22 protein-coding genes are annotated in these 26,133 nt (G+C 55.3%); 7 read left to right on the forward strand and 15 right to left on the reverse strand.

Annotated elements, in window-relative coordinates:
• Window positions 1-109 precede the first annotated feature (109 nt).
• The 9 genes from FHI25_RS15425 to cysD all read right to left on the reverse strand — a co-directional run bounded on the left by FHI25_RS15425 (window position 110) and on the right by cysD (window position 12,373).
• Entirely contained in the window at window positions 110-748 is a 639-nt protein-coding gene (locus tag FHI25_RS15425; RefSeq protein WP_210519267.1) for a CDP-alcohol phosphatidyltransferase family protein, read from the reverse strand.
• A 92-nt stretch (window positions 749-840) separates the two neighbouring features.
• Window positions 841-1,776, reverse strand: a complete 936-nt coding sequence (locus FHI25_RS15430; protein WP_210519270.1) for a glucosaminidase domain-containing protein — start codon at window positions 1,774-1,776, stop codon at window positions 841-843.
• 63 nt (window positions 1,777-1,839) lie between these two features.
• Window positions 1,840-2,550 carry a GNAT family protein gene (locus FHI25_RS15435; protein ID WP_210519272.1) on the reverse strand — a complete coding sequence of 237 codons (711 nt, stop codon included), beginning with the start codon at window positions 2,548-2,550 and terminating at the stop codon, window positions 1,840-1,842.
• A 118-nt stretch (window positions 2,551-2,668) separates the two neighbouring features.
• On the reverse strand, window positions 2,669-6,031 hold the full coding sequence (locus FHI25_RS15440; protein WP_210519274.1) for an error-prone DNA polymerase: 3,363 nt from the start codon (window positions 6,029-6,031) through the stop codon (window positions 2,669-2,671).
• A 4-nt stretch (window positions 6,032-6,035) separates the two neighbouring features.
• Complete coding sequence (locus FHI25_RS15445; RefSeq protein WP_246879145.1) at window positions 6,036-7,673, reverse strand: DNA polymerase Y family protein; 1,638 nt, start codon at window positions 7,671-7,673, stop codon at window positions 6,036-6,038.
• A complete protein-coding gene (locus tag FHI25_RS15450) occupies window positions 7,585-8,406 on the reverse strand; it encodes a protein ImuA (RefSeq protein ID WP_210519277.1) in 822 nt (273 codons plus the stop codon). The genes FHI25_RS15445 and FHI25_RS15450 overlap by 89 nt, the downstream gene beginning before the upstream one ends.
• 86 nt (window positions 8,407-8,492) lie before the next feature.
• Complete coding sequence (locus FHI25_RS15455; RefSeq protein WP_246879146.1) at window positions 8,493-9,395, reverse strand: GIY-YIG nuclease family protein; 903 nt, start codon at window positions 9,393-9,395, stop codon at window positions 8,493-8,495.
• A gap of 153 nt (window positions 9,396-9,548) precedes the next feature.
• Complete coding sequence (gene cysN / locus FHI25_RS15460; RefSeq protein ID WP_210519282.1) at window positions 9,549-11,468, reverse strand: sulfate adenylyltransferase subunit CysN; 1,920 nt, start codon at window positions 11,466-11,468, stop codon at window positions 9,549-9,551.
• Entirely contained in the window at window positions 11,468-12,373 is a 906-nt protein-coding gene (gene cysD, locus FHI25_RS15465) for a sulfate adenylyltransferase subunit CysD (RefSeq protein WP_197147131.1), read from the reverse strand. Before cysD ends, cysN begins: the two co-directional genes overlap by 1 nt.
• 350 nt (window positions 12,374-12,723) lie before the next feature.
• Between cysD and FHI25_RS15470 the strand changes: the two genes are divergently transcribed.
• The 4 genes from FHI25_RS15470 to FHI25_RS15485 all read left to right on the forward strand — a co-directional run bounded on the left by FHI25_RS15470 (window position 12,724) and on the right by FHI25_RS15485 (window position 16,776).
• Entirely contained in the window at window positions 12,724-13,533 is an 810-nt protein-coding gene (locus FHI25_RS15470) for a hypothetical protein (protein ID WP_210519285.1), read from the forward strand.
• Between the two features lies 1 nt (window position 13,534).
• Entirely contained in the window at window positions 13,535-14,374 is an 840-nt protein-coding gene (locus tag FHI25_RS15475) for a hypothetical protein (RefSeq protein ID WP_210519288.1), read from the forward strand.
• Window positions 14,375-14,573: 199 nt separating this feature from the next.
• A complete protein-coding gene (locus FHI25_RS15480) occupies window positions 14,574-15,401 on the forward strand; it encodes a hypothetical protein (protein ID WP_210519290.1) in 828 nt (275 codons plus the stop codon).
• Window positions 15,402-15,558: 157 nt separating this feature from the next.
• Complete coding sequence (locus FHI25_RS15485) at window positions 15,559-16,776, forward strand: PLP-dependent aminotransferase family protein (protein ID WP_210519292.1); 1,218 nt, start codon at window positions 15,559-15,561, stop codon at window positions 16,774-16,776.
• Window positions 16,777-16,883: 107 nt separating this feature from the next.
• Here FHI25_RS15485 and FHI25_RS15490 read toward each other — a convergent pair whose 3' ends face one another.
• The 4 genes from FHI25_RS15490 to FHI25_RS15505 all read right to left on the reverse strand — a co-directional run bounded on the left by FHI25_RS15490 (window position 16,884) and on the right by FHI25_RS15505 (window position 20,492).
• Window positions 16,884-17,006 carry a DUF2474 family protein gene (locus tag FHI25_RS15490; RefSeq protein ID WP_210519294.1) on the reverse strand — a complete coding sequence of 41 codons (123 nt, stop codon included), beginning with the start codon at window positions 17,004-17,006 and terminating at the stop codon, window positions 16,884-16,886.
• A complete protein-coding gene (cydB, locus tag FHI25_RS15495; protein WP_210519297.1) occupies window positions 17,006-18,004 on the reverse strand; it encodes a cytochrome d ubiquinol oxidase subunit II in 999 nt (332 codons plus the stop codon). The genes FHI25_RS15490 and cydB overlap by 1 nt, the downstream gene beginning before the upstream one ends.
• The gene (locus tag FHI25_RS15500; RefSeq protein ID WP_210519299.1) at window positions 18,001-19,389 is read right to left on the reverse strand and encodes a cytochrome ubiquinol oxidase subunit I; all 1,389 of its coding nucleotides are present in this window, start codon (window positions 19,387-19,389) and stop codon (window positions 18,001-18,003) included. The genes cydB and FHI25_RS15500 overlap by 4 nt, the downstream gene beginning before the upstream one ends.
• 206 nt (window positions 19,390-19,595) lie before the next feature.
• On the reverse strand, window positions 19,596-20,492 hold the full coding sequence (locus FHI25_RS15505; RefSeq protein WP_349238026.1) for a LysR substrate-binding domain-containing protein: 897 nt from the start codon (window positions 20,490-20,492) through the stop codon (window positions 19,596-19,598).
• A 109-nt stretch (window positions 20,493-20,601) separates the two neighbouring features.
• On the opposite strand from FHI25_RS15505, the gene FHI25_RS15510 reads away from it, so the two are divergent.
• Both FHI25_RS15510 and FHI25_RS15515 read left to right on the forward strand, forming a co-directional pair.
• A complete protein-coding gene (locus FHI25_RS15510; RefSeq protein ID WP_210519301.1) occupies window positions 20,602-21,606 on the forward strand; it encodes a YeiH family protein in 1,005 nt (334 codons plus the stop codon).
• 3 nt (window positions 21,607-21,609) lie between these two features.
• The gene (locus FHI25_RS15515; protein WP_210519303.1) at window positions 21,610-21,750 is read left to right on the forward strand and encodes a hypothetical protein; all 141 of its coding nucleotides are present in this window, start codon (window positions 21,610-21,612) and stop codon (window positions 21,748-21,750) included.
• Between the two features lie 27 nt (window positions 21,751-21,777).
• Here the strand turns inward: FHI25_RS15515 and FHI25_RS15520 are convergent, their stop codons facing one another.
• Window positions 21,778-22,179, reverse strand: coding sequence for a DUF779 domain-containing protein (locus tag FHI25_RS15520; RefSeq protein WP_210519305.1), 402 nt, complete (start codon window positions 22,177-22,179; stop codon window positions 21,778-21,780).
• A 72-nt stretch (window positions 22,180-22,251) separates the two neighbouring features.
• Entirely contained in the window at window positions 22,252-23,772 is a 1,521-nt protein-coding gene (gene adh, locus FHI25_RS15525) for an aldehyde dehydrogenase (RefSeq protein WP_008890468.1), read from the reverse strand.
• A gap of 376 nt (window positions 23,773-24,148) precedes the next feature.
• Here adh and FHI25_RS15530 point away from each other — a divergent pair, with 376 nt between their 5' ends.
• A complete protein-coding gene (locus FHI25_RS15530) occupies window positions 24,149-26,050 on the forward strand; it encodes a sigma-54-dependent Fis family transcriptional regulator (protein WP_210519307.1) in 1,902 nt (633 codons plus the stop codon).
• Window positions 26,051-26,133 lie beyond the last annotated feature (83 nt).

Genomic DNA, 26,133 nt, shown 5'->3' on the forward strand with positions numbered 1-26,133 from the left:
CCTGTCATGATCGTCAGCGACAAGGCGACAAATTCGATATGGCAGTTCCCCGAATGTGTTTCAAGCGGTTGATATTGCGATATTTGCCGCACCAACCCAAATCCCAATCCTAGCCAAAGTCGCGTCTGGCCTGAAGCACCCGCCCCATTGTCGTCATCAGGCACAAGGCACCGAAAATGGCGGCGATCATGTTAAATGAGGCCGGGAAGATACAAATAAGACATAAGACCAGTATGGTCTCGCTGCCTTCGGTGATGCCGGTCAGATAGAAAAAGCTTTTCTTGCCCTGGGCATCGCCATCCGTGCGCCCCTGTTTGGCGGCAATGATCGCATAGGCCAGAAAACTCGACCCGGTGCCGACAAAACAGAAAATCAGAAACGCCGCCATAAGTGCATGTTCCGGCCGCCCGATGGCAAAGGCCAGGATGATGCCCGAATAAAACAGAAAGTCGGACACGATATCGTAGTAACCGCCCAGATCACTCTCCTGGCTTTTTGCATTGGGATGGCGCGACCGTGGGGCGGCATGGCGCGCAACCGCGCCATCAAGCCCGTCCATGAACCGAGATCCAAGGATAAAAGCAAGTGCTGCGTAATCAAGTTTCAGCACAAGACAGCCTGCGGCCAGCAGCCCAAGGAAAAAGCCAACGCCGGTGATGAAGTTGGGCGTAATGCCCGTGCCCGAAAGCGTACGTGCAATCGCATTCAATGGCACATCAATCAGCGGGCGCAGGCGGGCATCAAACATCTGGTGTTTCCGGTTATCTCGTTGAAACAGCGACTATAAGCGCAAGTTCGATGGAATGAAAATCACCAGTTTGTTTATTGCGGGCGAGATGGCTATTCACCGGCCGGGATCAGTTGGTAATAGGCGCTTTCTTCAAGCGCGGCGTCATCGACGGGGCTGAGTTTGTTTTGTCGAATGACCGCCTGGATTTCTTCGATATAGACACTGCCGCGTTCGGAATATCGGGTCAGTGTTTCGGCCAAGACAGACCCCGAAAGGGGTTCCTGATCGGCGATCATTCTGGCGCGCAAATCGCGAAATTCCGTGTAAGCTGACCCGGTATTGAGGTTCATCATATAGGCCCGAACCGAACCGAACGGTGTTTTGAAAGCCGCGATCTTGTAATCACCAAGGTGCTTTCGCTGTTCTTCGGGTGTGATGCCATCGCCGCCATAGGTCCATTGGCCAAACAATGCGTTGCCAAGGGCGGCAAAGCGCGATGTGCCCCAGCCGCTTTCGATGGCCATTTGCGCCATGGCAAGCGATGGGGGAACCGGTGCGATGCGTTTTTCAAGTTCCACGATGGTTGCCGGGTCTTCAGGGGCTGTTTCAACACGGTATTGTTCGGCCAGTTCGGCAATGATCGAAAGATCGTTGGTGCGGATCGCATCGCTAAGGACACTGCTTTGCAGGGCGATTTCCTCGTTCGCAAGCAGGGTCAACGGGCCGAGTGTCCGGAAAAATGTACGTTTCTTGGCCGTGACCGTCAGTTGATCGGCAAGTTCGTCACGCCATCTCGTCGGGATGGTTTGCAGGAAAAGCCGGGGAACGATGCGTTCCCCCGCGTTCCAGCGCTCTGCGGTATAGCCAAGATCCTCAAACAGCTTTTCAAGCTGTTCATAGCCATTCAGTTCAATGCGGATAACGTCGCTTTGGTCGGGCGTCGGCAGAAGGATATCCGCCCGTGCAGCAGGAAGGACACCCGCGGCCATCCCGAAGGTGGCAACCGCCAGAACGGAAAATGTGCGTATCAGGACACGTGTAAACATGGTGTGCCTCGCTGATCTGACCTGACATCGGTGCAGGATCAGAATGCTACCATGCTTTGGGATTTAACGGCGAAAATCTTCAAGACGTTTGCGCTGTTTTCCTGCCTCGTCAAAGTTATCGGGTGCCAGCCACGCCTCGAACGCGGCCTTGACGGCAGGCCATTCTTCAACGATGACGGAAAACCATGCAGTGTCGCGGTTGCGCCCCTTATAAACCATGTGGTTGCGAAACGTGCCTTCATAGGTGAAGCCATACCGTGTGGCGGCGGCACGCGACGGGGCGTTCTGATCGTCGCATTTCCATTCATAGCGGCGATAGCCCAGCTCATCAAAGGCACGCTTCATCATCAGATACATCGCCTCTGTCCCGCCGATGGTCTTTGAAAGGGCCGGGGCATAATTGATATTGCCGATTTCGATCACGCCATTGTTGGCATCCATCCGCATGAAGGCGGCAACGCCGACGGCCATGTCAGTGGCCTTGTCGATGATGGTATGGAGCATCGGGTCGTTACTGGCGTTCATGCCGTCCAGCCACGCCTTGTAGGCGGTAAAATCGGCAAACGGTCCAGTCGGAAGATATGCGAAGCGCGACCCATCGGGCACTTTGCTGTTGGCATCAAACAGTTGCGTGGCATCGCGGGCAACATCAAGCGGGCTTACGATGACGTGGCTGCCGATCATGTCTTTGCGCGGCGGCATTGCGCACCCGGTCCAGTTTTCAACCGGGTGGCCGACGGGTTTGCCAAAGATGTCTTTGTGGGGCGTGGTCATGGTGGTTCCTGTTGGTCTGATAAAGTGTGGTTTCTGATCAGCAGGATGGTTTGAATTGGTCCTCTGTTCCAGTGCCAGTTTTACAAATGTGATGGTGCCAATCGTGGTAGCCAATCAATCAATGGAAATCATGGCTGTCGATCTTAAGGCGCTTGTGACTGGTGGTGGGTGTTTCCGGTTTTGAGCCCAGTTGATCCAGATCACCGGCAACTCGAGATGCTGTGGGTGAGGCGGTTTCCCCGGTTGGCAGGGCGGTACGCGGGCTGGCCCAACGCAGGTTGCGCGGATGGTTGTTGGCATCGCGCGCGATTTTTGTGTTCTCGCTCATCGATTGCAGCATATGGGTCAGATCGACCAGCTTGTCGGCAATGATGTGCGTCACCCCGTCTTCGCGTTGCAATTTGCCGGTCACGCCCAGAACGGTGGCGGTCATCACCTCGCGGCGGTGTTGTTCCATCACCTTGCTCCAGACCACAAGGTTGGTGATGCCGGTTTCATCCTCTAACGTGATGAAAACAACCCCCGATGCCGTGCCGGGACGCTGGCGGACAATCGCCAAGCCGGCATGGGTCAAGCGATCCCCATTTCGCACATTGGGCAGATCACTGGCGGTGCAGACCCCGGCGGCACCCAATGCATCACGCAGCATCGCCATCGGATGGCCCTTAAGCGACAGGCGCAGGCTGGCGTAATCTTCGATGATCTCTTCGCCCGGGCCCATGATCGGCAGATCCACCGGCGCCTCTGCACCGAATTCTGCTGAGACCCCCATATTGTGGTTAAAGTTCTGGGCTGCTTCAAACAGGGGCAGGCTTGCTGGTGCTTTGCGCCCCTTGCCAAACCGGCGCACGGCCCAAAGGGCTTCGCGCCGTGACAGGCCCAGCGATCCGAACGCATCGGCCTCGGCCAGTTTTTCAAGGGCTGCGGGGCTAAGCCCGGTCTGGCGCGCCATCAGATAGACATCCTGAAACCCGCCCGCTGGCCGATTGGAAATCAGGGCAAGGGCATCAAGCTCGCCAAATCCCTTGATCTGGCGAAAACCAAGCCGCACGGAATGATACCCCGCCGTTCGGCCCAGTTCGCGTTCCAACTGATTGTCCCAGAAGCTGTGATTGATATCGATTTCAAGCACACGCACCCCGTGATTGCGCGCATCATTAACCAACTGTGCCGGGGCATAAAACCCCATCGGCTGGGAATTCAACAGCGCACATAAAAACACATCCGGGTGATGGCATTTCAGCCAGGAAGACGCATAGGCCAGAATGGCAAAGCTTGCTGCATGGCTTTCGGGGAAGCCATAATCAGCAAAGCCTTCGATCTGTTTGAAGCAGCGTTCGGCAAATTCCATGTCATAGCCGTTTTTAAGCATGCCATTGATGAATTTGGTGCGATGTTCGCCAATGGTGCCAGTGCGCTTGAACGTTGCCATGGCGCGACGCAGGTTGTCGGCCTCTCCGCCGGAATAGCCGGCGGCGACAATGGCGATCTGCATCGCCTGTTCCTGAAACAGCGGCACACCGCAGGTGCGTTTCAATACCGCTTCGAGTTCCGGGGACGGGTAGTCGACCTTTTCACGGCCCATGCGCCGCTGCAAAAACGGATGGACCATGCCGCCCTGGATCGGGCCGGGGCGGACGATGGCGACCTGAATGGTCAGATCATAGATGCTTTGCGGTTTAAGGCGGGGCAGCATGCTCATTTGTGCGCGCGATTCCACCTGAAACGTGCCGATACTGTCGGCCTTTTCCAGCATGCGATAGGTCGCCCGATCTTCCTTGGGAAGGGTGGCCAGATCATAATCGATGTTCTTGTGAGTACGTAGCTCATCCAAGGCCTTTCGGATGCAGGTCAGCATGCCAAGGGCCAGGATATCGACCTTCAGGATACCCAGCGCATCAATGTCATCCTTGTCCCATTCAATGGTGGTGCGGTCCGCCATCGCGGCATTGGCAATCGGCGAGAGTTCACAAAGCGGCCCGCGCGTGATGACAAAGCCGCCAACATGTTGCGACAGATGGCGTGGAAAGCCCGTCAGTTCGCCCGCGATATCGAGAACGGCCTTGAGGCGCGGTTCATCGGGATGAATGCCCGATTGGCGCATCATATTGTCATGCGCGCCCTTGCTGCTGGATCCCCAGATGGTTTTGGTCAGTTTGACGATGGTGTCTTCCGACAGACCAAACACCTTGCCAACATCGCGAATGGCGCTGCGCGATCGATATGAAATCACGGTGGCGGTCAACCCGGCCCGTTCACGGCCATAGCGTTCATAGATGAACTGAATAACCTCTTCGCGGCGTTCATGTTCAAAATCGACATCAATATCAGGCGGTTCATTGCGCGCATTGCTGATGAAGCGTGAAAACAGCAATTCCACCTTGTTGGGATCGACCGAGGTGACATGCAAACAAAAACACACCGATGAATTGGCCGCAGATCCGCGCCCCTGACACAAAATGCCACGGGACCGGGCAAAGGCGACAATGTCATGCACGGTCAGGAAATAGGGGGCATAGCCCAACTCGTCGATCAGTTTAAGCTCGGTCTCGATCAGGTTTTTGACCTTGTCCGGTACCCCTTCGGGATAGCGTTTATGCGCGCCTTCCCATGTCAGGCGGATCAGACGTTCCTGGGTTCCTTCGCCCCATCCGTCATTCTCATCGGGGTATTCATAGCGCAACTCACCCAGGCTGAAGGTGCATTGATCGGCAATCTCGACGGTGCGGGCCAACCAGCGCGGGTGCCCCGGAAACAGACGGGCCATTTCACGCGGGGATTTGATATGGCGTTCGCCATTGGGAAACAAACGGTACCCGGCATCCTCAATCGTGCAGTGATGACGAATGCAGGTCAGGACATCCTGCAATGGTTTGCGTGACCTAAGATGCATATGCACGTCATTGGTCACCACGGCCGGAATGCCAAGATCGGCCTCGACCATTTCGGTAAATTCAAGACGTTCTGTGTCAAACCCGTCCATGAACCGCCCGACCGCCAGCCAAAGGCGATCTTGGAAATGCGATTTCAAACTGATCAGTTCAGTGCGAAAGGCGTCCCCCGGCACTTGGGGCGGCACGGCGATAAACAGCAACCCTTCGCTGTGCGTGACGATATCGGCAAGATAAATCTCGCACGATCCCTTGGGCGCGCGCCGCTTGCCAAGGGTGAGGAGCCGGCACAGCCGGGCATAGGATGCGCGGTCGGTCGGATAACACAGCAAGGATGGACCATCCATCGGATCAAGCCGACAGCCAACAATGTAACTCAGCCGGTCGGCATAATTGCGGTGTGCGGTATGGCCGCGCACCACCCCGGCCAGCGTATTGTGATCGGTGATCGCAATCGCATGCAGGCCCTTGGTGGCGGCGGTCAGCACCAGTTCCTCCGCATGGGATGCGCCTTGCAGAAAGGAAAAATTGCTGCTGACATGCAGTTCGGCATAGGCCGGATCGGCTGTACGGGTGGTTTGCTTGGTCATGGCATCATCCGGCAAACAATCCATGCACCGACCAGATGTCCTGCCCGGCATGGCCACTGCGAAACAGCCAGATCAACCGGCCTTTCTGATCGCAAATGCGGAAATAATCGCGTGTCATCTGCGACAGGGCGTAATTATCCCGGTCCAGATGGCTCCACCATTCCGGGCAGATGCGCTCTGGCCCGTCGGCCCGCAGGACATCAATCATCATCTTGCGCCAGCGCAGTTTTGTCGGCGCGCCGTTGGCACTGCGTTCCATGACATCAACCGGTTCGGGCGGATCAATCAGCCGCACCGGGCGTTTGGGCAAAGGCGCATCCGCAAGACGGGCCGGTTTGGCAGCCCCGGTGGGCGGCTGCCGGATGGCCGCCCGTTCGGGCAGGTGGCTGGCGTGATGGGCCGGGCGGTACAAAATGTCCTTGGGGCCCAGATGATGGGCAATGCGATCAAGCAGTTGGGCAAGGGCAATGGTGTCGCTGTTGTCTTCCTGCTTGCGATCAAGCCGGACCTGACGAAAAGCAACATGTTCGACCCACGGGGCATAGACAATCACCTGTTCGATGCCAAACCCGGTATCAACCCCGGGCATTTTTTCCGCGAGCAATCGCAGGATATGGCTTTCGGACTGGCAGGGCGTGCCCGTCGTGGTGGTGATGGTATGGGCATGGCCATCGACCCGGATGGACCGGACGATCAGACGCCGCAGACCAAGGTTTTCATCGCGCAGTTTGGCACAAAGTTCCGCCATCATGCTTTCAATCGCATGCGCCAGTGTGTCTGCACTCCCCAATGGTTCGCCAAAACTTTGTTTGATCAGCCACGGCGCATCGGGCAGTTCAAAATTCAGATGTTCGGGCAGACGGCCATAAAACTGATCAAGGCGATGCAGCACATCCGGGCCAAGGCGGGTGGTGATATTGGCACGCGGCAGCGGCGTGATATCGCCAAGGTGTTTCAGGCCAAGCCGTGACAGAACCGCGAGGATGTCATCCGACAGCCGCAGACACGATACCGGAAACCCGGCCGCAACCGCGTGATCGCGCGGAAGGGACAAGATGCGTTCATGTGATGCGCCCGGATGGCCCCCTGTATGGCAACGCGCCGCGGCCCATGCGGCACCCGCCGTATCGGCAATGGCGACGCGGGCAGCAATGCTCTGGGCTTTCATGTCGCGCAGGATTTGGGTGATCATGGCACTTTCGCCGCCAAACAAATGACTGCCGCCGGTGATTTCAAGCCACATACCCGCATCGCCATTAAGCCCATGCGCATGCAGGTCGCGATCCGGCGCAATCCATGGGCTATAGCGGTCCATGAAGCGCACCAGACGGGCAAGCTTGCCATCGCAGAGTTCAGGCTCTTCGGGGCTATCCTGAAGATCGGGCAGGATGCTGCGCGCATCAGATAAGCGCATGCCGCCCTGCAAACCGGCCTTTTGTGCAGCTGCATTCAGGCCACAGACGAGCACTCCCTTGTGGTCACTGCGCGTGATCACGTGCGGGGTGGCTTGTGCTTTCGGGGCAGTTTTCGGACTGTCAACATCGCGGGGCTGATCAGGCGTGGAGGTGCCTGTCTTGTGTTGAGGCTTCTGACAGTCGGTTTTCCAGTGGGTCAGCCACAGATAAAGAAAACGTTGTTGCATCGGTTTTGACTTTCCAGCTTCCCGGTCGGACCCCGCGTCCCCCGATCAGGCTGAGATGATGGTCGTTTCCTGTTGGTCGTTCTGTTGGTTCCAAGGCGTTTACAGGTGTGATTTGCCAGCGCGTCCAGGCGCTTGAGGTCGGAATGCGCCCGTTTCTGGCAAGCGGGCGCAAAACAATGATGCGTGTGCCACCACTTTCACAGGCCAGTTGCAGACGTCTTGCCGTGGTCAGGTCATAGTCGGTGGTTTCAATGATCACCGCGCGAACTTGACCGGATTTTGCCACTTCCTCACAGGTCCAAAGGGCGGTGGCCTGTTGATCGACCGTCATCATCAACGGTTCTGGTTCAAGCGCCATCATAGGCAGGGACAGGGCATAAAACCCGCCCTGATCAAGGGCCCGACGCTGCCGGATCCAGAAGATGCCCTTGCCGCGTGGCGGGGCAGATGGGTGATTAGAGGCATCAGAGGACGCATCCACAGACAATGTCGCCAGATACCACGCCAAAAGCGACGCCGCGCAATCATCATGGCCGCACAACACTTCATGCAGACCAATCGGGGCAAGGCCGCCGATGCTGATATGATCGCGCAGGAACGCGCCGCCAAAGGCACGCGCAATCACCCCGTCTGCCCGATCTGGCCCACCGGACAGACAGGAAACCTGAACCTTCCATTGCTGTTCGGCCCGGGCCAAAGCCGCGCGTGCCTGATGAATGCGTCTGTCTGACATTTTGTTGTTCCTGTTTTGTTCTGTTTTATGTGGTCAAAGCGGAACAGGAGTCAAGAGGTGCATTCTAGTAGATGCTTGTTATAAATTTAGTCGTTGTTAGAAGGCAGTTCAGTCGAAGAAATAATTTGTTCATTTTGCCAGTCTGCATAGGTCTTATTCGTGCCTGCGACGCGCCAAGTTGTACGGCCATTATCAGGGCGTCCAAAAATAGTTGCAGATGCGGCACTCGGACTGGAAAAAATTGTATCCTCTTTGAAATAAAGAATTCCGTCACGCTCAGGAACCAGACGCCCTTCTTCAATGAGTTGTTCATGAAGACTACGGTAGCCACCAGCACTGCTATCCCACGATGATCTGGCATGAGAGCCCGCTAGTACAACAAAGTCGCCGTCAACTTGCCGTGCTTTCGCGGTCAATTTGTATTTGGGGCTATAAATTTCAAATGTGGGAGATCTTTCAGTGGAAGCCTCTTTTATGAGCGGGGATTCTGCTGTATTTGGCTTTTCTCTAAGGAAATCCATACCCAGAACAGGCATCACAATTCGAATTTGCTCGATAAAAAATTCCATATCGGCAAGGTCTGCTTCTGGTAGGTAACCATACTCAGGTGCTGTAGCGTTAACGAGATTAATGCGCCCAGTGCTAGCTGCGATAGAAATTAAGCGGCTCTCCAAATACCTTGCGTGGGCTTTGGTAAGGTTCTGGTCTTTGCTGGTGATTACGAATGTTTTGTCCCAAAATTCTTTTGATGCATCATTGTTGTGACTTATCAGGCGTCGCGAAACGTTGTCACTTTCCCCTATGTAGACGAGAGTTTTGTTTGGGTTCTCAGGGTTTGGACCTGAGAGAAAGTAAACACCCGTTCGGGTAACTTCATGGCGTTTCAGTAAGTGGGGCAGGTTGATCCTTGGTGCGGAGATAATATGTCCAGTCCAATTCATTATCTCGGCAGTAATAATTCCAGTAGGTGTACCATCTACAAGGAACAATCTGATACTTCTGCCCATAGCCATAAGATGTGCATGCCTTTGCTAATGCGTGTATAGGTAGCTTTAGTTTAAGCTTATTCGTTTAATGGCTGTCAAAAGAAAACCCGGCATTCGCAAATGCCGGGTTTTCCTGAATGCATGTCTGGGTGTAGATCAGATTTCCGGGAACCAGGCCCCGAGAACACCGAATTCTTCAAGCTTGGAGACAATCGCCTCGGCTGCTTCTTCGGCGGTTTGATCGGATGTGTTGACCGTGATCTCGGCGTTTTCAGGTCGCTCATAGGGGCTGTCGATCCCGGTGAAGTTCGCGATCTCGCCGGCACGGGCCTTTTTATAAAGCCCCTTAACATCGCGCTGTTCGCAGACTTCAAGCGGGGTGTCGATAAACACTTCGATGAACTCGTCTTTCTCAACAAGGCTGCGCGCCAGTTGGCGTTCGCTTTTGAACGGCGAGATGAAGGATACCAGTGTGATCACGCCGGCATCGACAAACAGCTTGGCGGTTTCACCAACACGGCGGATGTTTTCCACCCGATCGGCATCGGTAAAGCCAAGATCCTTGTTCAGGCCATGACGGACATTGTCGCCATCAAGGGTGTAGGTATGTTTGCCAAGGGCATGGAGCTTTTTCTCAACCAGGTTGGCAACGGTGGATTTGCCCGCACCCGACAGGCCGGTGAACCACAGAATGACCGATTTCTGGCCTTTCTGATAGGCACGTGCCCCCTTGTTGATGTCCATTTCCTGCCATTTGATGTTGGTCGCACGACGCAGGGAATGGTTGACCATGCCCGCCCCAACGGTGGCGTTGGTAAAGCGGTCAATAATGATGAAGCGGCCCGAATGACGGTTCTGATCATAGGGATCGAACGCCAACGCCTTGTCGGCCGAGATATTGGCAATTCCGACTTCATTAAGCTCAAGCGTCTTGCCCGCCACATGTTCAAGCGTGTTGACATTGACCTTGTATTTAAGGTCGCTGATCTGCGCATTGGCAACCTGTGCGCCCATCTTGATCAGATAGGGACGGCCGGGCAGAAGATGATCTTCGTGCATCCAGATGATGCGGGCTTCGAACTGATCGGCAAAGTCGGGCTTGGCATCCGCATGCGCCAAAACGTCACCACGCGAAATATCGATTTCATCTTCAAGGGTCAGCGTAATCGCCTGACCTGCAATGGCCTCGTTAAGGTTGCCATCAAAGGTGACGATGTCCTTGACCTTGCTGGTCTGGCCCGATGCGGTCACGATAACCTCGTCACCCGGTTTGACGCGGCCTGATGAAATGGTGCCGGAAAAGCCCCGGAAATCAAGGTTCGGGCGGTTGACCCACTGCACAGGCAAACGGAACGGCTTTTCAATCGCATCCTGTTCGACCTGCACATCTTCAAGATGGGCCAGAAGCGTCGGGCCGGAATACCAGGGCGTGTTCGCGCTCGGCTCGATCATGTTATCGCCACGAAGCGCTGAAAGCGGGATCGCGGTGATCGAGCTATAGTTCAGCTGCTCGGCGAATTTCAGATACTCGGCAACGATCTGATCAAACTTGGATTGGTCGTAGTCGATCAGGTCCATCTTGTTGACCGCCAGCACCACATGCTTGATGCCCAGAAGAGATGTGATGAAGCTGTGACGGCGGGTCTGGGTCAGAATGCCCTTACGCGCATCAATCAGGATCACGGCAACATCGGCGGTCGAGGCACCGGTTGCCATATTACGGGTATATTGTTCGTGGCCGGGGGTATCGGCGACGATGAATTTGCGCTTGTCGGTCGAGAAGAAGCGATAAGCAACATCAATGGTGATGCCCTGTTCGCGTTCGGCCTGCAAACCATCAAGCAGCAAGGCGAAATCAATCTCGCCCCCTTGGGTGCCAACCTTGCGACTATCTGATTCAAGGGCGGCCAGTTGATCTTCAAAAATCAGTTTGGAATCCCAAAGCAGACGCCCGATCAGGGTCGATTTGCCATCATCCACGCTGCCGCAAGTGATGAAACGCAGAAGGCTTTTTTCTTCCTGGGCCTTGAGGTAACCAAGAATGTCTTCAGCAATCAGGTCAGATTTATGGGACATCAGAAATAACCTTCCTGCTTCTTCTTCTCCATCGACCCGGCCTGGTCGTGGTCAATCATGCGGCCCTGACGTTCGCTTGAACGGGTCAGAAGCATTTCCTGGATAATCTCGGGCAGGGTGGCTGCCTCGGACTCAACGGCACCCGTCAGCGGGTAACAGCCAAGGGTCCTGAAACGCACCGATTTCATTTCCGGCGTTTCGCCCGGATTAAGCGGCATACGGTCGTCATCGACCATGATCAGCATGCCGTCGCGTTCGACCACCGGACGTTTGGCGGAATAATACAACGGCACAATCGGGATCTGCTCAAGATAGATATATTGCCAGATATCAAGCTCGGTCCAGTTCGAGATCGGGAAAGCACGGATGCTTTCGCCCTTGTTGATCCGGGCGTTATAGATATCCCACAATTCCGGGCGCTGGTTTTTCGGATCCCAGCGGTGGGTTTCGGTCCGGAAGGAAAACACGCGTTCCTTGGCACGTGCCTTTTCCTCGTCACGCCGCGCACCGCCAAAGGCTGCATCGAACTTGTATTTGTTCAGCGCCTGTTTGAGCGATTCCGTCTTCATGACATCGGTATGCAGGCTGGAGCCATGGGTGAACGGGCCAATGCCGCGTTCCACACCGTCCTGATTGATATGGACAATCAGATCAAAGCCGTATTCAGCCGCCATCCGGTCGCGAAATTCGATCATTTCGCGGAATTTCCAGGTGGTATCGACATGCATCAATGGAAAGGGCGGCGGGGCCGGGTAAAACGCCTTGCGCGCCAGATGCAGCAAAACCGATGAATCCTTGCCGATGGAATAAAGCATCACCGGCCGCTCGAACGATGCCGCCACCTCGCGGATGATGTGGATACTCTCTGCCTCAAGCTGGCGGAGATGGGTCAGATTAGGCTGCATTCTCTTTCCTGCCGATCAATCATAACTGTGGCAATCAACACATAAATTAGTGTTTATAAAAGTATTTCACTTAGCTTTGATGGGTAATATGGAACGCCCCGCAACGCAAGTGTGATTTCTATTTTTACACAAAATTTTGTAGTCGAATGATCATCAACACCTTTAATAGTGTTTAATATATCTGCTGCATTTGTAAAAGCCAACCGATCTATCAGCCACACGTTTTCAGGCTGCTCAGAGGGAGGGGAACTACCTCTGGTGGATAGGTGTGATGAGGGTCACAGGAAAGTCCAGGCGCAGAAAAGTAGTGTGACAGCGAGGGAATTTAACTTTAACGGGGCTGGGCAGATATGAAATTCGACATCACGATCTGGGGCGAGGCAAGGGATGTAATCCGCAAAAATCTTTTCATTTTTGCTGCTGTCGTTGCGACATTATGGCTACTGGATATCGCTATTTATGCAGTGAAACCTGAAGCAGACCCCCCCCAGTTGCCTACTTATATCGTTGGTGCTTATCTGGCCATAGCCTGTCATATGACCATTTTGCGTAACGTGAGCGGATTTACCGCCGTAGGGGCGCTTCAGAAATGGGCGTTCTTCAAGTTTTGCATGCGTGGATTGGCTATTGTTGCTGTCACGCTGATCCCCGCACTGTTTGTGATGGTTCCGCTTTTTGGGGTGCCCGAAATAAAGGCGGCCAGTGAAGAAGCTAGATATGTTCTGGTATTTTCTGTTGTGCTGGTATTTTACGGGCTTGGAATGCTGGTCGTACTTAGTCTGGTCGGAACTTGGCTGCCTGCTGCAATCGTTGCTGATGGATCTTCGTTAAAGCGTGCTTTTGCGCGTGGCCGCAAAACCATTGGTTATGTCGCAACACGTTTGATTGTCGGACCCGGCGCGAATATCGTGTTATTTTTGGCAACGATCTTCGTGTTGCCAGCGCAGTTTTCCGTTGCGATACGCACCTACACCATTCAGGTCGGTGAACTCAATTTCGTTCCCTTCGATATTGCCGTAAACGGTTTTGGGTACTTGGTCTGGGCAACTGGCATCGTATTGGTTGCCGTTGTTCTTTCGCGTGCCTATCAGCTGGGTGAGGCCCGTTTAGCAGGTGCCAGCCAACAAAAAGTCGAGCTTGAACAGGTAGAGGCAATCTGAGATGGCGCGAGAACACGATGCAGCCCTACATGGCAAAAAGCAGCCGGGCATCTGGAAAACCAGTTTTGTGGCGCTTTCGCAATGTTGGGGTAGTTCTGTAATTGTCGCGATTTTGATGCTTGGTCTTGTCTTTTGGCAGATGGTTGGACCTTTTTCGGGGCAGGTTTACGTCATCTTTTTGCTTGGGCTTGTCATATGGGGATATTTTGCTTTGTCCCTGTTCGGTTGGTTGCTGAGTGGCTGTTCGAGCATTGTGATATTCAAGGAAATCGATAAGTCGCGGGTAAGACGCTTTTTCGGGCGTTACCTTGTACTGCAAGTCATTGACACTTTACCCTCATCATTGACGTCGCTTGTTCTCACTGGCCATTTCCTTTTGTCGCCAGTGGATATGGTCAATAACGCGAACCTCGCTGCTGTTGGCATTTCCAGCATTGCCACCTTTGCGGTTCTTTGGATCGTTCTTGTTTTCTTTGCGACATTGCTGCCTGCTGCCCTCGTTGGAGATGGCAGTGGAGTGAGACGTGCTGTTGCACGAGGGCGGAAGACTGTGTGGTACGTTACCAGCAGGCTTCTGCTGGGCCCATTGCTGATGCTGCTTCTTGGTTCGATGATTGTGAATCTGGTGCAGACAGTTGGCGGAGAACCTATGATCTCAAGTGATGGAGCGCTGGTTGTAAATACAACCTCGGTCATAGCAATGGTCATTAGCAGCCTTCAATTTATTGTCGTCGTTGCCATGATTGCCGTGATCGTATCGCGTGCCTACAAACTTGGTGAGGCGCGGTTGCTAAAAACGGATAAACAAAACGAAGAGATCGCATCAGAATACGCTGTGTAAAACATTAAATTCAGGTTGAGCTCTGGGCGGCTGCGCAGCGCCTTAGTTTGTCTGCTGGGGCTGATTGGTTTTGCTCTATTTGACAGGCTAGGCTGGGTTTTTGGCATTTCAGCCAAGAACGATCCAGATGCATTGACCAGATACCCCATTCATCGCCATATCAATCGCACGCAATTGCGGCGGCGATATGTGGGGGGTGATGAACGCACAAGCACAGCCATTCAAAAACTGGATTGTTCAGGATGGTATGGCCCTGATGTGGCAGGGGCGGGGCATTGTTGCCATTTCGGTGCTGCTGACAGTTCTGATCAGCGGGCTTGGCGCTGTCATGCCCGGCCCGGCATTGCTGGACGCTGAAGGCACGCCAAGTCTGATCGGTGCGATCTGGCAAGTCATTTGGTTTGCGATTTATGCCATTCCGCTGCTCCCTGTTGCCTATGTCAGCCACATCGCCGTTCTGAGGGGCAAAGTCGGGTTTGCGGCCATGCTATCAAACGGTTTGGCCGGGTTGCTGCATTTTGCGCGGGGCATGATGGCTGCTGCATTGCTGGCGGCGGTTTTGGTCACGCTCTATCAGCTCGTTTTCGTGTCCGATCTTCTTTTGATGAGTACAGGCCGCGTTGATGCGTCGGCGGCGTTGCGCCTTGGTGTGGGGGCTGTGACGGCCCTTCTGGTCTTTGTCCTGATTGTGCTGTTGGGCGCATGGGGTGCGATGATGGTTCAGGCGGGGCAGGCGGGGCAGGCAGGGCAGGCAGGGCAGGCAGGGTTTGGCGATGTTCTGGCCGTCGGACGGCGATGCTTCTTCTATCTGTTTGTGCGACTCTTGGCGGTGGTTCTGTTCCTGCCCATTCTCTCAGCCTTGGTGTTGCCCGTCATGGGGCAGGTGGTGGCGATACTGGTTGCCGTTGGCATGCCCGCCGATCCGGCATTTCTGATTGTCAGTGCGGCATTCTCCGCGTTGATCGGCTGTTTCGCGGTTGTGCTGGTTTCCGTGATCTTTTGTCGGGCTTGGTTGCGGGCAAAATAGAGGGCGCAGCGCAAAATCGCATGGGGCTGTAATAGGCTTGGAGGCAGAGTGCATTGTAATTTTATTTCAAATTTAGATGATCTGATAAAATAAACTTGATTTAGGTCAGTGTTGCTTGCCAAATAACGGCAATGTTACTGACCTAAAGAGTGCTGCCATGTCTGTCCAATGGAATGAAATGATCGTCCCCGATGCCCGTGCCCTGCGGGCGTCCGAAATTCGTGACCTGCTGAAAGTGGCCGAACGGCCAGAGATTATTTCATTTGCCGGTGGCGTGCCCGATCCCAAGCTTTTCCCGCTTGCGACCTTTAATAATGTTTATGGTGACCTGACCGGCGATGAGCAGGCCGGGCGTCGCAGCCTGCAATATTCCATCAGTGAAGGCCTGCCCGGATTGCGGCAATGGATCGCGGACGATTTGGCGGCAACGGGGGCTGTGCGCGATATTGATAATATCCTGATCACCTGTGGTGCGCAGCAGGGGCTGGATATGCTCGCCCGTCTGTTGCTGGAACCGGGGCGCGAGATCGTTCTGGAAAAGCCAAGCTATCTTGGCGCGATGCAGGCCTTTTCCATGCGTCGGCCAAGCTATGTCGGCATTGCCATGGATGATGACGGCCCGGTGATTGCCGAACTTGATGCCGCCTTTGCCAAGGGGGCCAGGATTGCCTATCTGTCGCCGGATTTCCAGAACCCGACCGGGCGATCCTATTCGCTTGATCGCCGTTTGGCGGTGCTGGAGACTGCGCGCAAATATGGCGCGGTGATCCTTGAAGACGCGGCCTATTGCAAGCTTGCCTATGAAGGTGAAAGCCTGCCATCGCTTTTGGCACTTGATGACACCCATGGCGATCCGGATGCCGGAACGGTTATTCAGCTTGGTACTTTTTCCAAAACGCTGGCACCGGCCCTTCGCATTGGCTGGATTACAGCACCGCGGCCGGTGATCAAACAGCTTGTTTTGATGAAGCAGGCAGGGGATCTGCATGTATCAACCATCAATCAGGAAATTGCACTGCGTGCCGCATCGAAACTGTTCCCAAGCCATCTGGAAACCCTGCAGCATGCCTATCGCGCAAAACGTGATGTGATGCTGGGCGCGCTTGCGGACTTCATGCCCGAAGGTGTCAGTTGGTCGCACCCACAAGGCGGCATGTTTGTCTGGTTAACATTGCCCGACAACATCAACAGCCGCGAACTTCTGATCAATGCGATGGAAGATGCCAAAGTCGCCTTTGTCCCCGGTCAGGCATTCTTCTGTGATCAAAGCGGGATCAATACCGCGCGTCTGAGCTTTGCCACCGAAAGCAGCGAACGTATCCGCGACGGGATTGAACGTTTGGCCCTGCTGATCCGGCGCAAGGACAACCAGTAAGCAAAAAAGAACCCGGCAGCGGGTGGGGAGTGCTGCCGGGTAGAGACCTGCTGTCGGGGGTATGAAGCAGGTCACGGGAGTTTGGTTGGGTTAGGTCAAGCGGATCATTACGCCTGACCCATAAGGGCGCGCAGCAAAAGTGATGCTGCGCCAAGCACGACAACCCCGCCGACATAAAGGCCGACAAACCACAGCAATCTGCGCGCTTTGGGGGATCTAAACATGGTCATCAATGATACCCCTCATCCCCGGTTTTGCCGCGGAATACCCAATAGGCATAGGCGGTGTAGCCCAGAATGATCGGCAGCAGAACCACAGCTCCCACCAGCATGAAGGCAAGGCTGTTTTCCGGTGCCGCCGCATCGCGGAAGGTGATCATCGGCGGGACGATATTGGGGAAAAGCGTAATCCCGAAGCCGACGTAACAGAGGAAGAAAATGCCAAGCGTGATGCCAAAGACGGTCTTTTCACGCTTCTTGACGGCGTGCCATAGCCAGTACAGCAAACCGATGGTTACAAGCGGGATTGGCGCGAGGTAGAAGATATTCGGCGTTTCAAACCAGCGCTGCGCATAGACCGGATTGACGTAGGTTGTCATCAGCGACACCACGCCAAGATTGGCCGCCATCCAGATCACCGCCGGTTTGGCAAGTTTACGCAGGTTGCCCTGAAAATCGCCTTCCATCTTCATGATCAGCCAGCCAGTACCGAGCAGGGCATAGCCGACCACGACTGCCGTGGCGCAGAACACCGAAAACGGGCTCAGCCAATCAAAGGCCCCGCCAACAAAACGCCCGTTTTCAACCGCAATGCCTTCGATAAAACCGCCCAGCATCGCACCTTGCATCGCGGCTGCGATGATTGATCCGGCCGAAAAGGCAAAGTCCCAGTGTTTCTGGTGGTTCTTGCTTTTGAACCGGAACTCAAACGCCACACCACGGAAAACAAGCGCGAGCAACATGGTAAAGACCGGAATGTAAAAAGCGGTCATCAGTAATGAATAGGCCTGCGGGAAGGCGGCATAAAGCCCACCCCCGCCGAGAATCAGCCAGGTTTCATTGCCATCCCAAACAGGGGCGACGGTGTTCATCATCCGGCCGCGATTTTTCGCCTCCTTGATGAACGGGAACAGGATGCCAATGCCAAGGTCAAAGCCATCCAGCGTGACATAGGCAAAGACGGCAACCGCGATCAAAAGAACCCAGATCAGTTGATAATCCATGATCATTCTCCTGCCACTGGGGGATGGGCTGCGGTGGATTGACGACCACCGGCCCGCAAGATTTCAGTTTCGTCGGGGACGTGGGCGGAACGGGGGTCCTTGACCATAGCGCGCAGGATATAGGCCGTGCCGACCCCGAACACGATGGCATAGACTACGACAAAGGCGATCAGCGATCCGGCAATGGCCGTCGGGGCGACGGGCGACCCGGCCTCGGATGTCCGCATCAGGCCATAAACCACCCAGGGCTGCCGGCCCACTTCGGTGGTAAACCAGCCCGCCAGAATGGCGACAAAGCCACTCGGCCCCATCAAAAGGGCAAAGCGATGCAAGTAACCACAGCTATAAAGCTTCTTGCGCACCCGTGCGATGACGCTGGCAATGCCCAGAAGTGCCATCAAGACACCCAGCCCGACCATGATGCGGAAGGTCCAGAAGACAATCGGGGCATTCGGGCGATCTTCGGGGGCAAAGTCCTTAAGGCCCGTGATCTTGCCATCCCATTCATGGGTCAGGATCATCGAACCCAGTTTGGGAATCTCAACCGCGTATTTGGTTTCCTCTTCTTCCATGTCGGGCATGCCAAACAGGATCAGAGAGGCGCCTTCGCGGGTTTCAAAATGCCCCTCCATCGCGGCCACTTTGGCGGGCTGATGTTCAAGGGTATTGAGCCCATGCAGATCGCCGGCAAAAATCTGAATCGGACCAAGGATGGCTGCCATCCACATCGCCATGGAAAACATGATCCTGGCGGCACGGTTTTCGCGATCACGCATCAGATGCCATGCGCCAACCGCACCAACCACAAGCGCGGTGGTCAGATAAGCCGCCAGCACCATATGCACCAGACGATACGGGAAGCTCGGATTAAAAATCGCATCGATCCAGCTTGAAACAACCGCCCGGCCATTTTCAATCACATAGCCATCAGGGGTCTGCATCCAGCTGTTGGCCGACAAAATCCAGAACGCCGAAAACAGCGTTCCGATGGCAACCATGGTGGTGGCGGTAAAGTGCAGCTTTGGCCCGACACGGTTGAGGCCAAACAGCATGATGCCAAGGAACCCGGCCTCCAGGAAGAAGGCGCTCAGCACCTCATAGGCCAGAAGCGGGCCGATCACACCGCCGGTAAATTCGGAAAACGGTCCCCAGTTCGTGCCGAACTGATAGGACATGACAATCCCGGATACGACGCCCATGCCAAAGGCAAGCGCGAAGATTTTCATCCAGAATTTGTAAAGCGAAAGGTATGTCTCGTCCTTGGTGCGCAGCCACAGGGCTTCGAGCACAAACAGGAAACTCGCCAGTCCGATGGTAAAAGACGGGAAGATAATGTGGAACGAGACGGTAAAGGCAAACTGTATGCGCGCCAATAGTTCTGCATCAAGCATTGGCAGGGTCCTCTAAGGTGGCGAAGCCTCTGGACAACTCTGCATCTTCCGCGACCGGAAGTGCCCTTTGACGGATGCATGTGTCGGTTTCGGGTGGCGCATGCACAGGTTGCCCTGTCAGACCGACCATTAGAACCGACCCCAAAATGCTGCATTGCGAATGCGCAATTTACACTTGGAATATTTTTAAATTCGATTGTTGCGATCTAGGTATTCAGGGGCGAAAGGCACAGTTTCTCAAGTGCCAGCGAACTTTGCGTTTGCTGGCGTTCTTTATGGCGCAGCACCATGAACTTACGCGGCGGGATCGGGAAGTTGGCACGGGCAAGGCGGCCCTGGGCGATCAGCGAACTGACCGCGAATTGTGAAACGGCGGTGGCGGCGATGCCGTTTTCAACTGCGGTAATGACGGCCTCGTTGCTGGGTAACACAAGTCCGGTGCGCAGGCGCGCGGGATCAACGCCCAGATCGCGCAGGGCGGCTTCGAATTCCGATCTAGTGCCGGAGCCTGCTTCGCGGAGGATCCAGTTGGTCTGGGTGACAAGCGCCTGCGGGCTCAGCGCCCGGCCATTGGCCCACGGGTGTTTGGGGGAGACCACAATCACCAATGCGTCTTCGGCGACTTCGCGTTTGGCCAATGCCGGTTCATCAATGTCGCCTTCAATAAAGCCGATATCGGCAGCCCCTCCACGCACCGCATCGGATACGGTTTTGGTGTTGCCAATTGTCAGGCGGATTTCGATGCCGGGATATTGGTCATGGAATTTCATCAGGAACGGCGGCAACCAGTAACTGGCAATCGTCTGACTGGCATAAACATTAAGCTCGCCGCGTTGCATGCCGCCAAGTTCGGCCAGCGTCAGCTCGGCCGCCCGCGCACGGGCCAGTGTTGATTTGGCTTCATCCAAAAACAGTCGCCCGGTCTGGGTTAGCTCAATCCGCCGTCCCACCCGGTTAAACAGCGCCACACCATAAAAGCCTTCAAGGTTCTTGATCGCGGAACTGACGGCCGATGGCGTCAGGCCAATTGCCTCGGCCGCACGGGTCAGATGTTCGCGTTCGGCAACCGCGACAAAGATCTGAAGCTGTTCGAGTGTCATCATGGTTATGCTCAATCGTTCAATTTAATCGAATGAAATATGAGTTTTTATTCGATGGAAGTAAATGGTTGGGCATGAGATTTTCTGCCTGTGATCAAAACACAGGAAAACCATGTTTTTTAACACCCACCTCAAACCGATCCTGCCCGGGCTTGCCGTGACCATCTTGGTCGCACTTGCCGCCAAGCTGGCCGAACAGGCCGAGCATGCGCTGTTCGGGCGTGGCTGGGTGGAAAGTCTGGTCTTTGCCATACTGATCGGCGTGGTGGTGCGATCCGTGTTTGGTCTGGCGCCGCGCTATGTTGCCGGGGTGCGGTTTTGTGCCAAGACCGTGCTTGAAATTGCGATTGTACTTTTGGGTGCGTCGATCAGTGCGCAGGCCATCGGATCCGCCGGCGGCGGGTTGGTTGTGGCCATCATCGTGGTTGTCTCTATCAGCCTGTTTGTCAGCTACCACATCGGGCGGGCGCTTGGCCTTTCCAATCATCTGTCGATGCTCGTCGCATGTGGCAATTCGATCTGCGGCAATTCGGCAATTGCGGCAACCGCCCCGGTGATTGAGGCGCAATCAGATGATGTGGCGGCCTCGATCTCTTTCACTGCGGTTTTGGGTGTCTTGTTTGTTTTTGTCTTGCCGATGCTTCATGCCGGGCTTGGATTATCGGCAACCCAATATGGTATTTTTTCAGGCCTTACCGTTTATGCCGTGCCACAGGTTCTGGCGGCAACCGCACCGGCCGGCACCCTTGCGGTTCAGGTCGGTACGCTGGTCAAGCTGATCCGGGTTCTCATGCTAGGGCCGGTGATCTTTAGCCTCGCCCTGATGGGCGGGCGGGCGCGTGAAACGAAGCTTCCCATCGCGCAGGTCGTGCCATGGTTCATCATTGGCTTTATCGCCATGATGGCGGCTTGCTCGTTTGATCTGATCCCCGATATTGCCCGCGCGCCGATCAAAACCACCTCGTCCTTCCTGACCATCCTTGCCATGGCCGCCCTTGGCTTGAGTGTTGATATCCGCAATGTCTTGCATGTTGGCGGGCGGGTGGTGATGGCGGCCCTGTTGTCCCTGATGTTTCTCTGTGCCCTTTCGGGGGTGGTGCTTGTGGTTCTGGCATAAAAAATGCCCGCTGCCCAAATGGGGGAAGCAGCGGGCAAGGGGGAAGAAGCCGCACATGCGCCGGATAAGCTGGCAGCTTCTTATGGCGTTTCGCTGGGGGTGGACACCATGGGAGGAGATGTCGGAAACGAAACGCCCGGGTAGATCCAAGATCAAAAAGCCTTGGCTTTGCTAATCCGTGATCGGTGCCTTTTCTTCATGCGTCTTAAGCGCGTTCCATTCATCGTCGCTAAAGATGCGTGATCGGGTCAGGAAGCGTTTGCCTTCCGGGCCCTCCAGCGAAAACATGCCGCCGCGCCCGTCGACCACATCAATGATCAGTTGGGTATGACGCCAATATTCGAACTGCGCGCGCCCGATATAGAACGGGCTGCCTTCAATCTCGCCCAGCAGCACATCCTGATCACCGGTTTTGAATTCCCCGTCGGGAAAGCACATCGGCGCACTGCCATCGCAACAGCCGCCCGATTGGTGAAACATCACCGGCCCGTGGATATCCTTGAGCTTCCTGATCAGCTCAATTGCGGCATCTGTCGCAACCACCCTGTCAGGCGCGTTTTCTGATCCAGTCAATGTCACCTCCTTCTTTGCGAAAGGCGACCGGACGCAAGGTTGGCCTCACGTCCGGCTGTGAAGAGGATCGGATCAGAAGAAGCCCATCGGTTTCGGATCATAGGAAACCAGAAGGTTCTTGGTCTGCTGATAGTGGTTGAGCATCATCTTGTGGTTTTCACGCCCGATGCCCGATTGCTTGTAGCCACCAAAGGCCGCATGCGCCGGATAGAGGTGATAGCAGTTGGTCCACACACGACCGGCCTTGATTTCACGGCCAAAGCGATACGAGCGGTTGGCATCGCGGGTCCAGACACCAGCGCCAAGGCCATACAGCGTGTCATTGGCGATATGCAGCGCCTCGGCGTCGTCCTTGAAGGTGGTGGCCGAAACAACCGGGCCAAAGATTTCTTCCTGGAAAATCCGCATGCGGTTGTGACCCTTGAAGATGGTCGGCTGGATATAGAAACCATCAGAAAGGTCCCCGCCCAGATCGGCCTTGTCACCGCCACACAGGACTTCGGCACCTTCCTGTTTGCCGATATCCAGATAGGACATGATTTTTTCCATCTGCTCGGTCGAGGCCTGCGCACCCATCATGGTGTCAGTATCAAGCGGGTTGCCTTGTTTGATGTTGGCAATACGCGACAGAACGCTATCCATGAACTTGTCATAGATGCTTTCCTGAATGATCGCGCGCGACGGGCAGGTGCAAACCTCACCCTGGTTAAGGGCAAACATCGCCATGCCTTCGGCAGCCTTTTGGCGGAAATCATCATCCGCCGCCATGATGTCTTCAAAGAAGATGTTCGGCGACTTGCCACCAAGTTCGAGGGTGACCGGAATGATGTTTTCCGATGCATATTGCATGATCAGGCGGCCGGTGGTGGTTTCACCCGTAAAGGCGACCTTGGCGACACGGTTGCTTTGTGCCAGCGGCTTGCCGGCTTCCACGCCAAAGCCCTGCACAACGTTGACCACACCCGCCGGGATCAGATCGGAAATCAGTTCCATCAGAACACAGATCGATGCCGGGGTCTGTTCGGCCGGTTTCAGAACCACACAGTTCCCCGCGGCAAGGGCCGGGGCCAGTTTCCAGACCGCCATCAGGATCGGGAAGTTCCATGGAATGATCTGGCCGACCACGCCAAGTGGCTCGTGGAAGTGGTAGGCGACGGTATTGTCGTCAATCTCGCCAAGCGAGCCTTCCTGTGCACGAATGGCACCGGCGAAATAGCGGAAATGGTCAATGGCGAGTGGAATGTCGGCTGCCAGGGTTTCACGCACGGCCTTGCCATTGTCCCAGGTTTCAGCGACTGCCAGCATTTCAAGATTGGCTTCCATGCGATCAGCAATCTTGTTGAGCATGTTGGCCCGTTCCGTGACCGAGGTCTTGCCCCAGGCCGGGAAGGCGGCATGTGCGGCATCAAGGGCCTTTTCGATGTCTGCAGAGCTGGATCGTGCAACTTCGCAGAACGGCTTGCCATTTACCGGCGAGACATTTTCAAAATACTGACCCTTTGCAGGGGCCACCCATTCACCGCCAATGAAGTTTTCATAACGGGATTTGAAGCTGACCTTGCTGCCAGAGTCATTTGGATTCTTGTAGATCATTTGGGTTCCTCCGAGATAACGGGCGATTTGCCGCCCGCATTTTTGATTATGACGATCCGTTACCCGCAAAGGTCGTGCCACTCGGCGATTTCGATGGCGGTTTGTCAGAAAGAACCTGTTTTTCAGATGGTTGCGCGTTCCCTGTCGACCCGAGGGTTTTGTGCCATCGGCATGACTGGAACAGGGCGATTGGCACAAATTGCTCCAAAAATGGAACACTCACGGTTTTGCCGGATTTGGCGGACGAAACTGTTTGGCGTGGGGGATGTCAAATGTGTTACGATTTGGCCTGTGATCGGCTGTGGCAAAAGTCACGCACCGGAAAAATCCGGGCCAAAACAATGGCAAAAACACCGGCACAAGGGAGATAGCGTCTATGTCAGGAAACATTCCCGGCGGACGGATAGAAGCAGCCCTGCAGCTGAGCGGCGGGGCGCAAAATCGTGCGGTGCTTGAAAGCTGGCAACGGTGTGAACAACGCTTTGGCCTGGCTCATGACACCCTGCGCCGTCCCGAAGTCATATCCGAAAGCCAGACCCGGCAACTGCGTGATCGCAACGGGCGGCTTTATCACCATGCCCATGACCTTGTGCGCACGCTGTATCGCAAGATCGATGCATCCGGCTATGCGGTGTTTCTGACCGACAATAGCGGTGTGATCCTTGACAGTGTTGCGGCCCATTCGCTTTTGCCATCGTTTCGTACCAACGGCCTTTTGCCCGGCGCGGTCTGGAGCGAGGAGCGCGAAGGCACCAACGGTATTGGTACCTGTATTGTCGAAGGCCGCCCGATCACCATCCACAAGGACGAACATTTCCTGGCCCAGCATTCGGTTCTGACCTGTACGGCCGCCCCGGTGTTTGATCCTGATGGCAAGGTGTGCTCGGTCCTGGATGTGTCGGCTGTGCGCGAAGATATCAAACGCCCCGATTGCCTGCGGGTGCGCGGCATGGTGGCTGATTATGCCGATGCGCTTGAACGTATCCTGTTCTTTGATGAACGCGCAGGCGATGTGATCTTGCATCTGCATCCCGATGCCCGGCATGTCGGATCGACCCGCGATGCGATGATTTCGATTGCGTCTGACGGCACGATCAGCGGCGCGACCTCGACTGCGCGGCGCATTCTGGCGGCGTGCGACAATTCCGCCAATATCGCCGATATGTTCGAGATGGATGTCGATAACCTGATTGCCAAACTGGCAAGCCCGGACGGGCAGGGACCATCTGCAACCCCGCTTAATATCGCGGGCGGCGGGGTTTTGTTTGGCAGTGTCACCATCCCGCAACGGATGCGCCGCCGTTATGTCGGGCGTTCAACACCGGTGGCGCGCAAGACGCCATCCTTACCAGCCCGAAGCACGACCGACATCCCGGACAAGGACGCCGCCCTTCGGCGTATTTTTGAAATCGGAACGCGGCTTCATGCGCGTGACATCAATGTTCTGATGTCTGGCGAAACTGGCAGCGGCAAGGAATATCTGGCCCGCCACATTCATGATGCCACCCTTGGCAAATCAAAGGCCTTTGTTGCGATCAACTGTGCCGCCCTTCCCGAAGGACTGATTGAAAACGAACTGTTTGGTCATGCCGGTGGGGCCTTTACCGGGGCCGCGCGCGACGGTTTTGGTGGTCGCATCCGCGAGGCCAATGGCGGCACGCTGTTCCTCGATGAAATTGGTGACATGCCGCTTGCCGCCCAAGGGCGTCTGTTGCGTGTCCTTGAAAGTCGCACGGTCGAACCGCTTGGCAGCACCAAGGCGGTGCCGGTCGATTTTCGCCTGATCTGTGCCAGCAATGTCGATCTTAATGCGGCGGTGGCCGAGGGCAAATTCCGTGAAGACTTGCTCTATCGGATCAAGGGCGCGCGCCTTGCCGTGCCGCCTTTGCGCGAACGAAGCGATCTTGCCGATCTGATCGGGCGGCTTTTGGCGGTTTTGTCAGATGAGTATGTCCAGTGCGAAGACGATGTTCTGGCCTTGCTGACAGGGCATCGCTGGCCAGGCAATGTGCGCGAGCTGATCAATGTTTTGCAATATGCCGTGGTGTTCGCCGAATATGGTGTGATTGAACGACATCATCTGCCGGATGATTTTTCCCCGACGCAGGCCGATGAAACGCCTTCGCCGCGCCAGACCATGGCACGGGCCGAGGCCGATGCATTACGCCAGCTTCTTGAAGATCAGAAATGGCATATCAGCAACACCGCCAAGGCGCTTGGTATCGGGCGCAATACGCTTTATCGGCGGATGGCCCGCCTTGGGATAGAGCGGTGCTGACCCGTTAAACAGGGCCTTGGGCGGATTTTGCGAATGTTTTCGTTGTAGGGCGTGCCGTTATTGTTTTAAGTAACGGCAGGGCT

It is taken from the genome of Thalassospira sp. ER-Se-21-Dark (genome assembly GCF_017922435.1).
In the GTDB taxonomy this organism is placed as follows: Bacteria; Pseudomonadota; Alphaproteobacteria; order Rhodospirillales; family Thalassospiraceae; genus Thalassospira.

Excerpts from the sequence above, each read along its gene's own strand:
- FHI25_RS15425 (WP_210519267.1), bottom strand. The coding sequence starts at position 748 with ATGTTTGATGCCCGCCTGCGCCCGCTGATTGATGTGCCATTGAATGCG.
- FHI25_RS15430 (WP_210519270.1), bottom strand. The coding sequence starts at position 1,776 with ATGTTTACACGTGTCCTGATACGCACATTTTCCGTTCTGGCGGTTGCC.
- FHI25_RS15435 (WP_210519272.1), bottom strand. The coding sequence starts at position 2,550 with ATGACCACGCCCCACAAAGACATCTTTGGCAAACCCGTCGGCCACCCG.
- FHI25_RS15440 (WP_210519274.1), bottom strand. The coding sequence starts at position 6,031 with ATGACCAAGCAAACCACCCGTACAGCCGATCCGGCCTATGCCGAACTG.
- FHI25_RS15445 (WP_246879145.1), bottom strand. The coding sequence starts at position 7,673 with ATGCAACAACGTTTTCTTTATCTGTGGCTGACCCACTGGAAAACCGAC.
- FHI25_RS15450 (WP_210519277.1), bottom strand. The coding sequence starts at position 8,406 with ATGTCAGACAGACGCATTCATCAGGCACGCGCGGCTTTGGCCCGGGCC.
- cysN (WP_210519282.1), bottom strand. The coding sequence starts at position 11,468 with ATGTCCCATAAATCTGACCTGATTGCTGAAGACATTCTTGGTTACCTC.
- cysD (WP_197147131.1), bottom strand. The coding sequence starts at position 12,373 with ATGCAGCCTAATCTGACCCATCTCCGCCAGCTTGAGGCAGAGAGTATC.
- FHI25_RS15470 (WP_210519285.1), top strand. The coding sequence starts at position 12,724 with ATGAAATTCGACATCACGATCTGGGGCGAGGCAAGGGATGTAATCCGC.
- FHI25_RS15475 (WP_210519288.1), top strand. The coding sequence starts at position 13,535 with ATGGCGCGAGAACACGATGCAGCCCTACATGGCAAAAAGCAGCCGGGC.
- FHI25_RS15480 (WP_210519290.1), top strand. The coding sequence starts at position 14,574 with ATGAACGCACAAGCACAGCCATTCAAAAACTGGATTGTTCAGGATGGT.
- FHI25_RS15485 (WP_210519292.1), top strand. The coding sequence starts at position 15,559 with ATGTCTGTCCAATGGAATGAAATGATCGTCCCCGATGCCCGTGCCCTG.
- FHI25_RS15490 (WP_210519294.1), bottom strand. The coding sequence starts at position 17,006 with ATGACCATGTTTAGATCCCCCAAAGCGCGCAGATTGCTGTGGTTTGTC.
- cydB (WP_210519297.1), bottom strand. The coding sequence starts at position 18,004 with ATGATCATGGATTATCAACTGATCTGGGTTCTTTTGATCGCGGTTGCC.
- FHI25_RS15500 (WP_210519299.1), bottom strand. The coding sequence starts at position 19,389 with ATGCTTGATGCAGAACTATTGGCGCGCATACAGTTTGCCTTTACCGTC.
- FHI25_RS15505 (WP_349238026.1), bottom strand. The coding sequence starts at position 20,492 with ATGATGACACTCGAACAGCTTCAGATCTTTGTCGCGGTTGCCGAACGC.
- FHI25_RS15510 (WP_210519301.1), top strand. The coding sequence starts at position 20,602 with ATGTTTTTTAACACCCACCTCAAACCGATCCTGCCCGGGCTTGCCGTG.
- FHI25_RS15515 (WP_210519303.1), top strand. The coding sequence starts at position 21,610 with ATGCCCGCTGCCCAAATGGGGGAAGCAGCGGGCAAGGGGGAAGAAGCC.
- adh (WP_008890468.1), bottom strand. The coding sequence starts at position 23,772 with ATGATCTACAAGAATCCAAATGACTCTGGCAGCAAGGTCAGCTTCAAA.
- FHI25_RS15530 (WP_210519307.1), top strand. The coding sequence starts at position 24,149 with ATGTCAGGAAACATTCCCGGCGGACGGATAGAAGCAGCCCTGCAGCTG.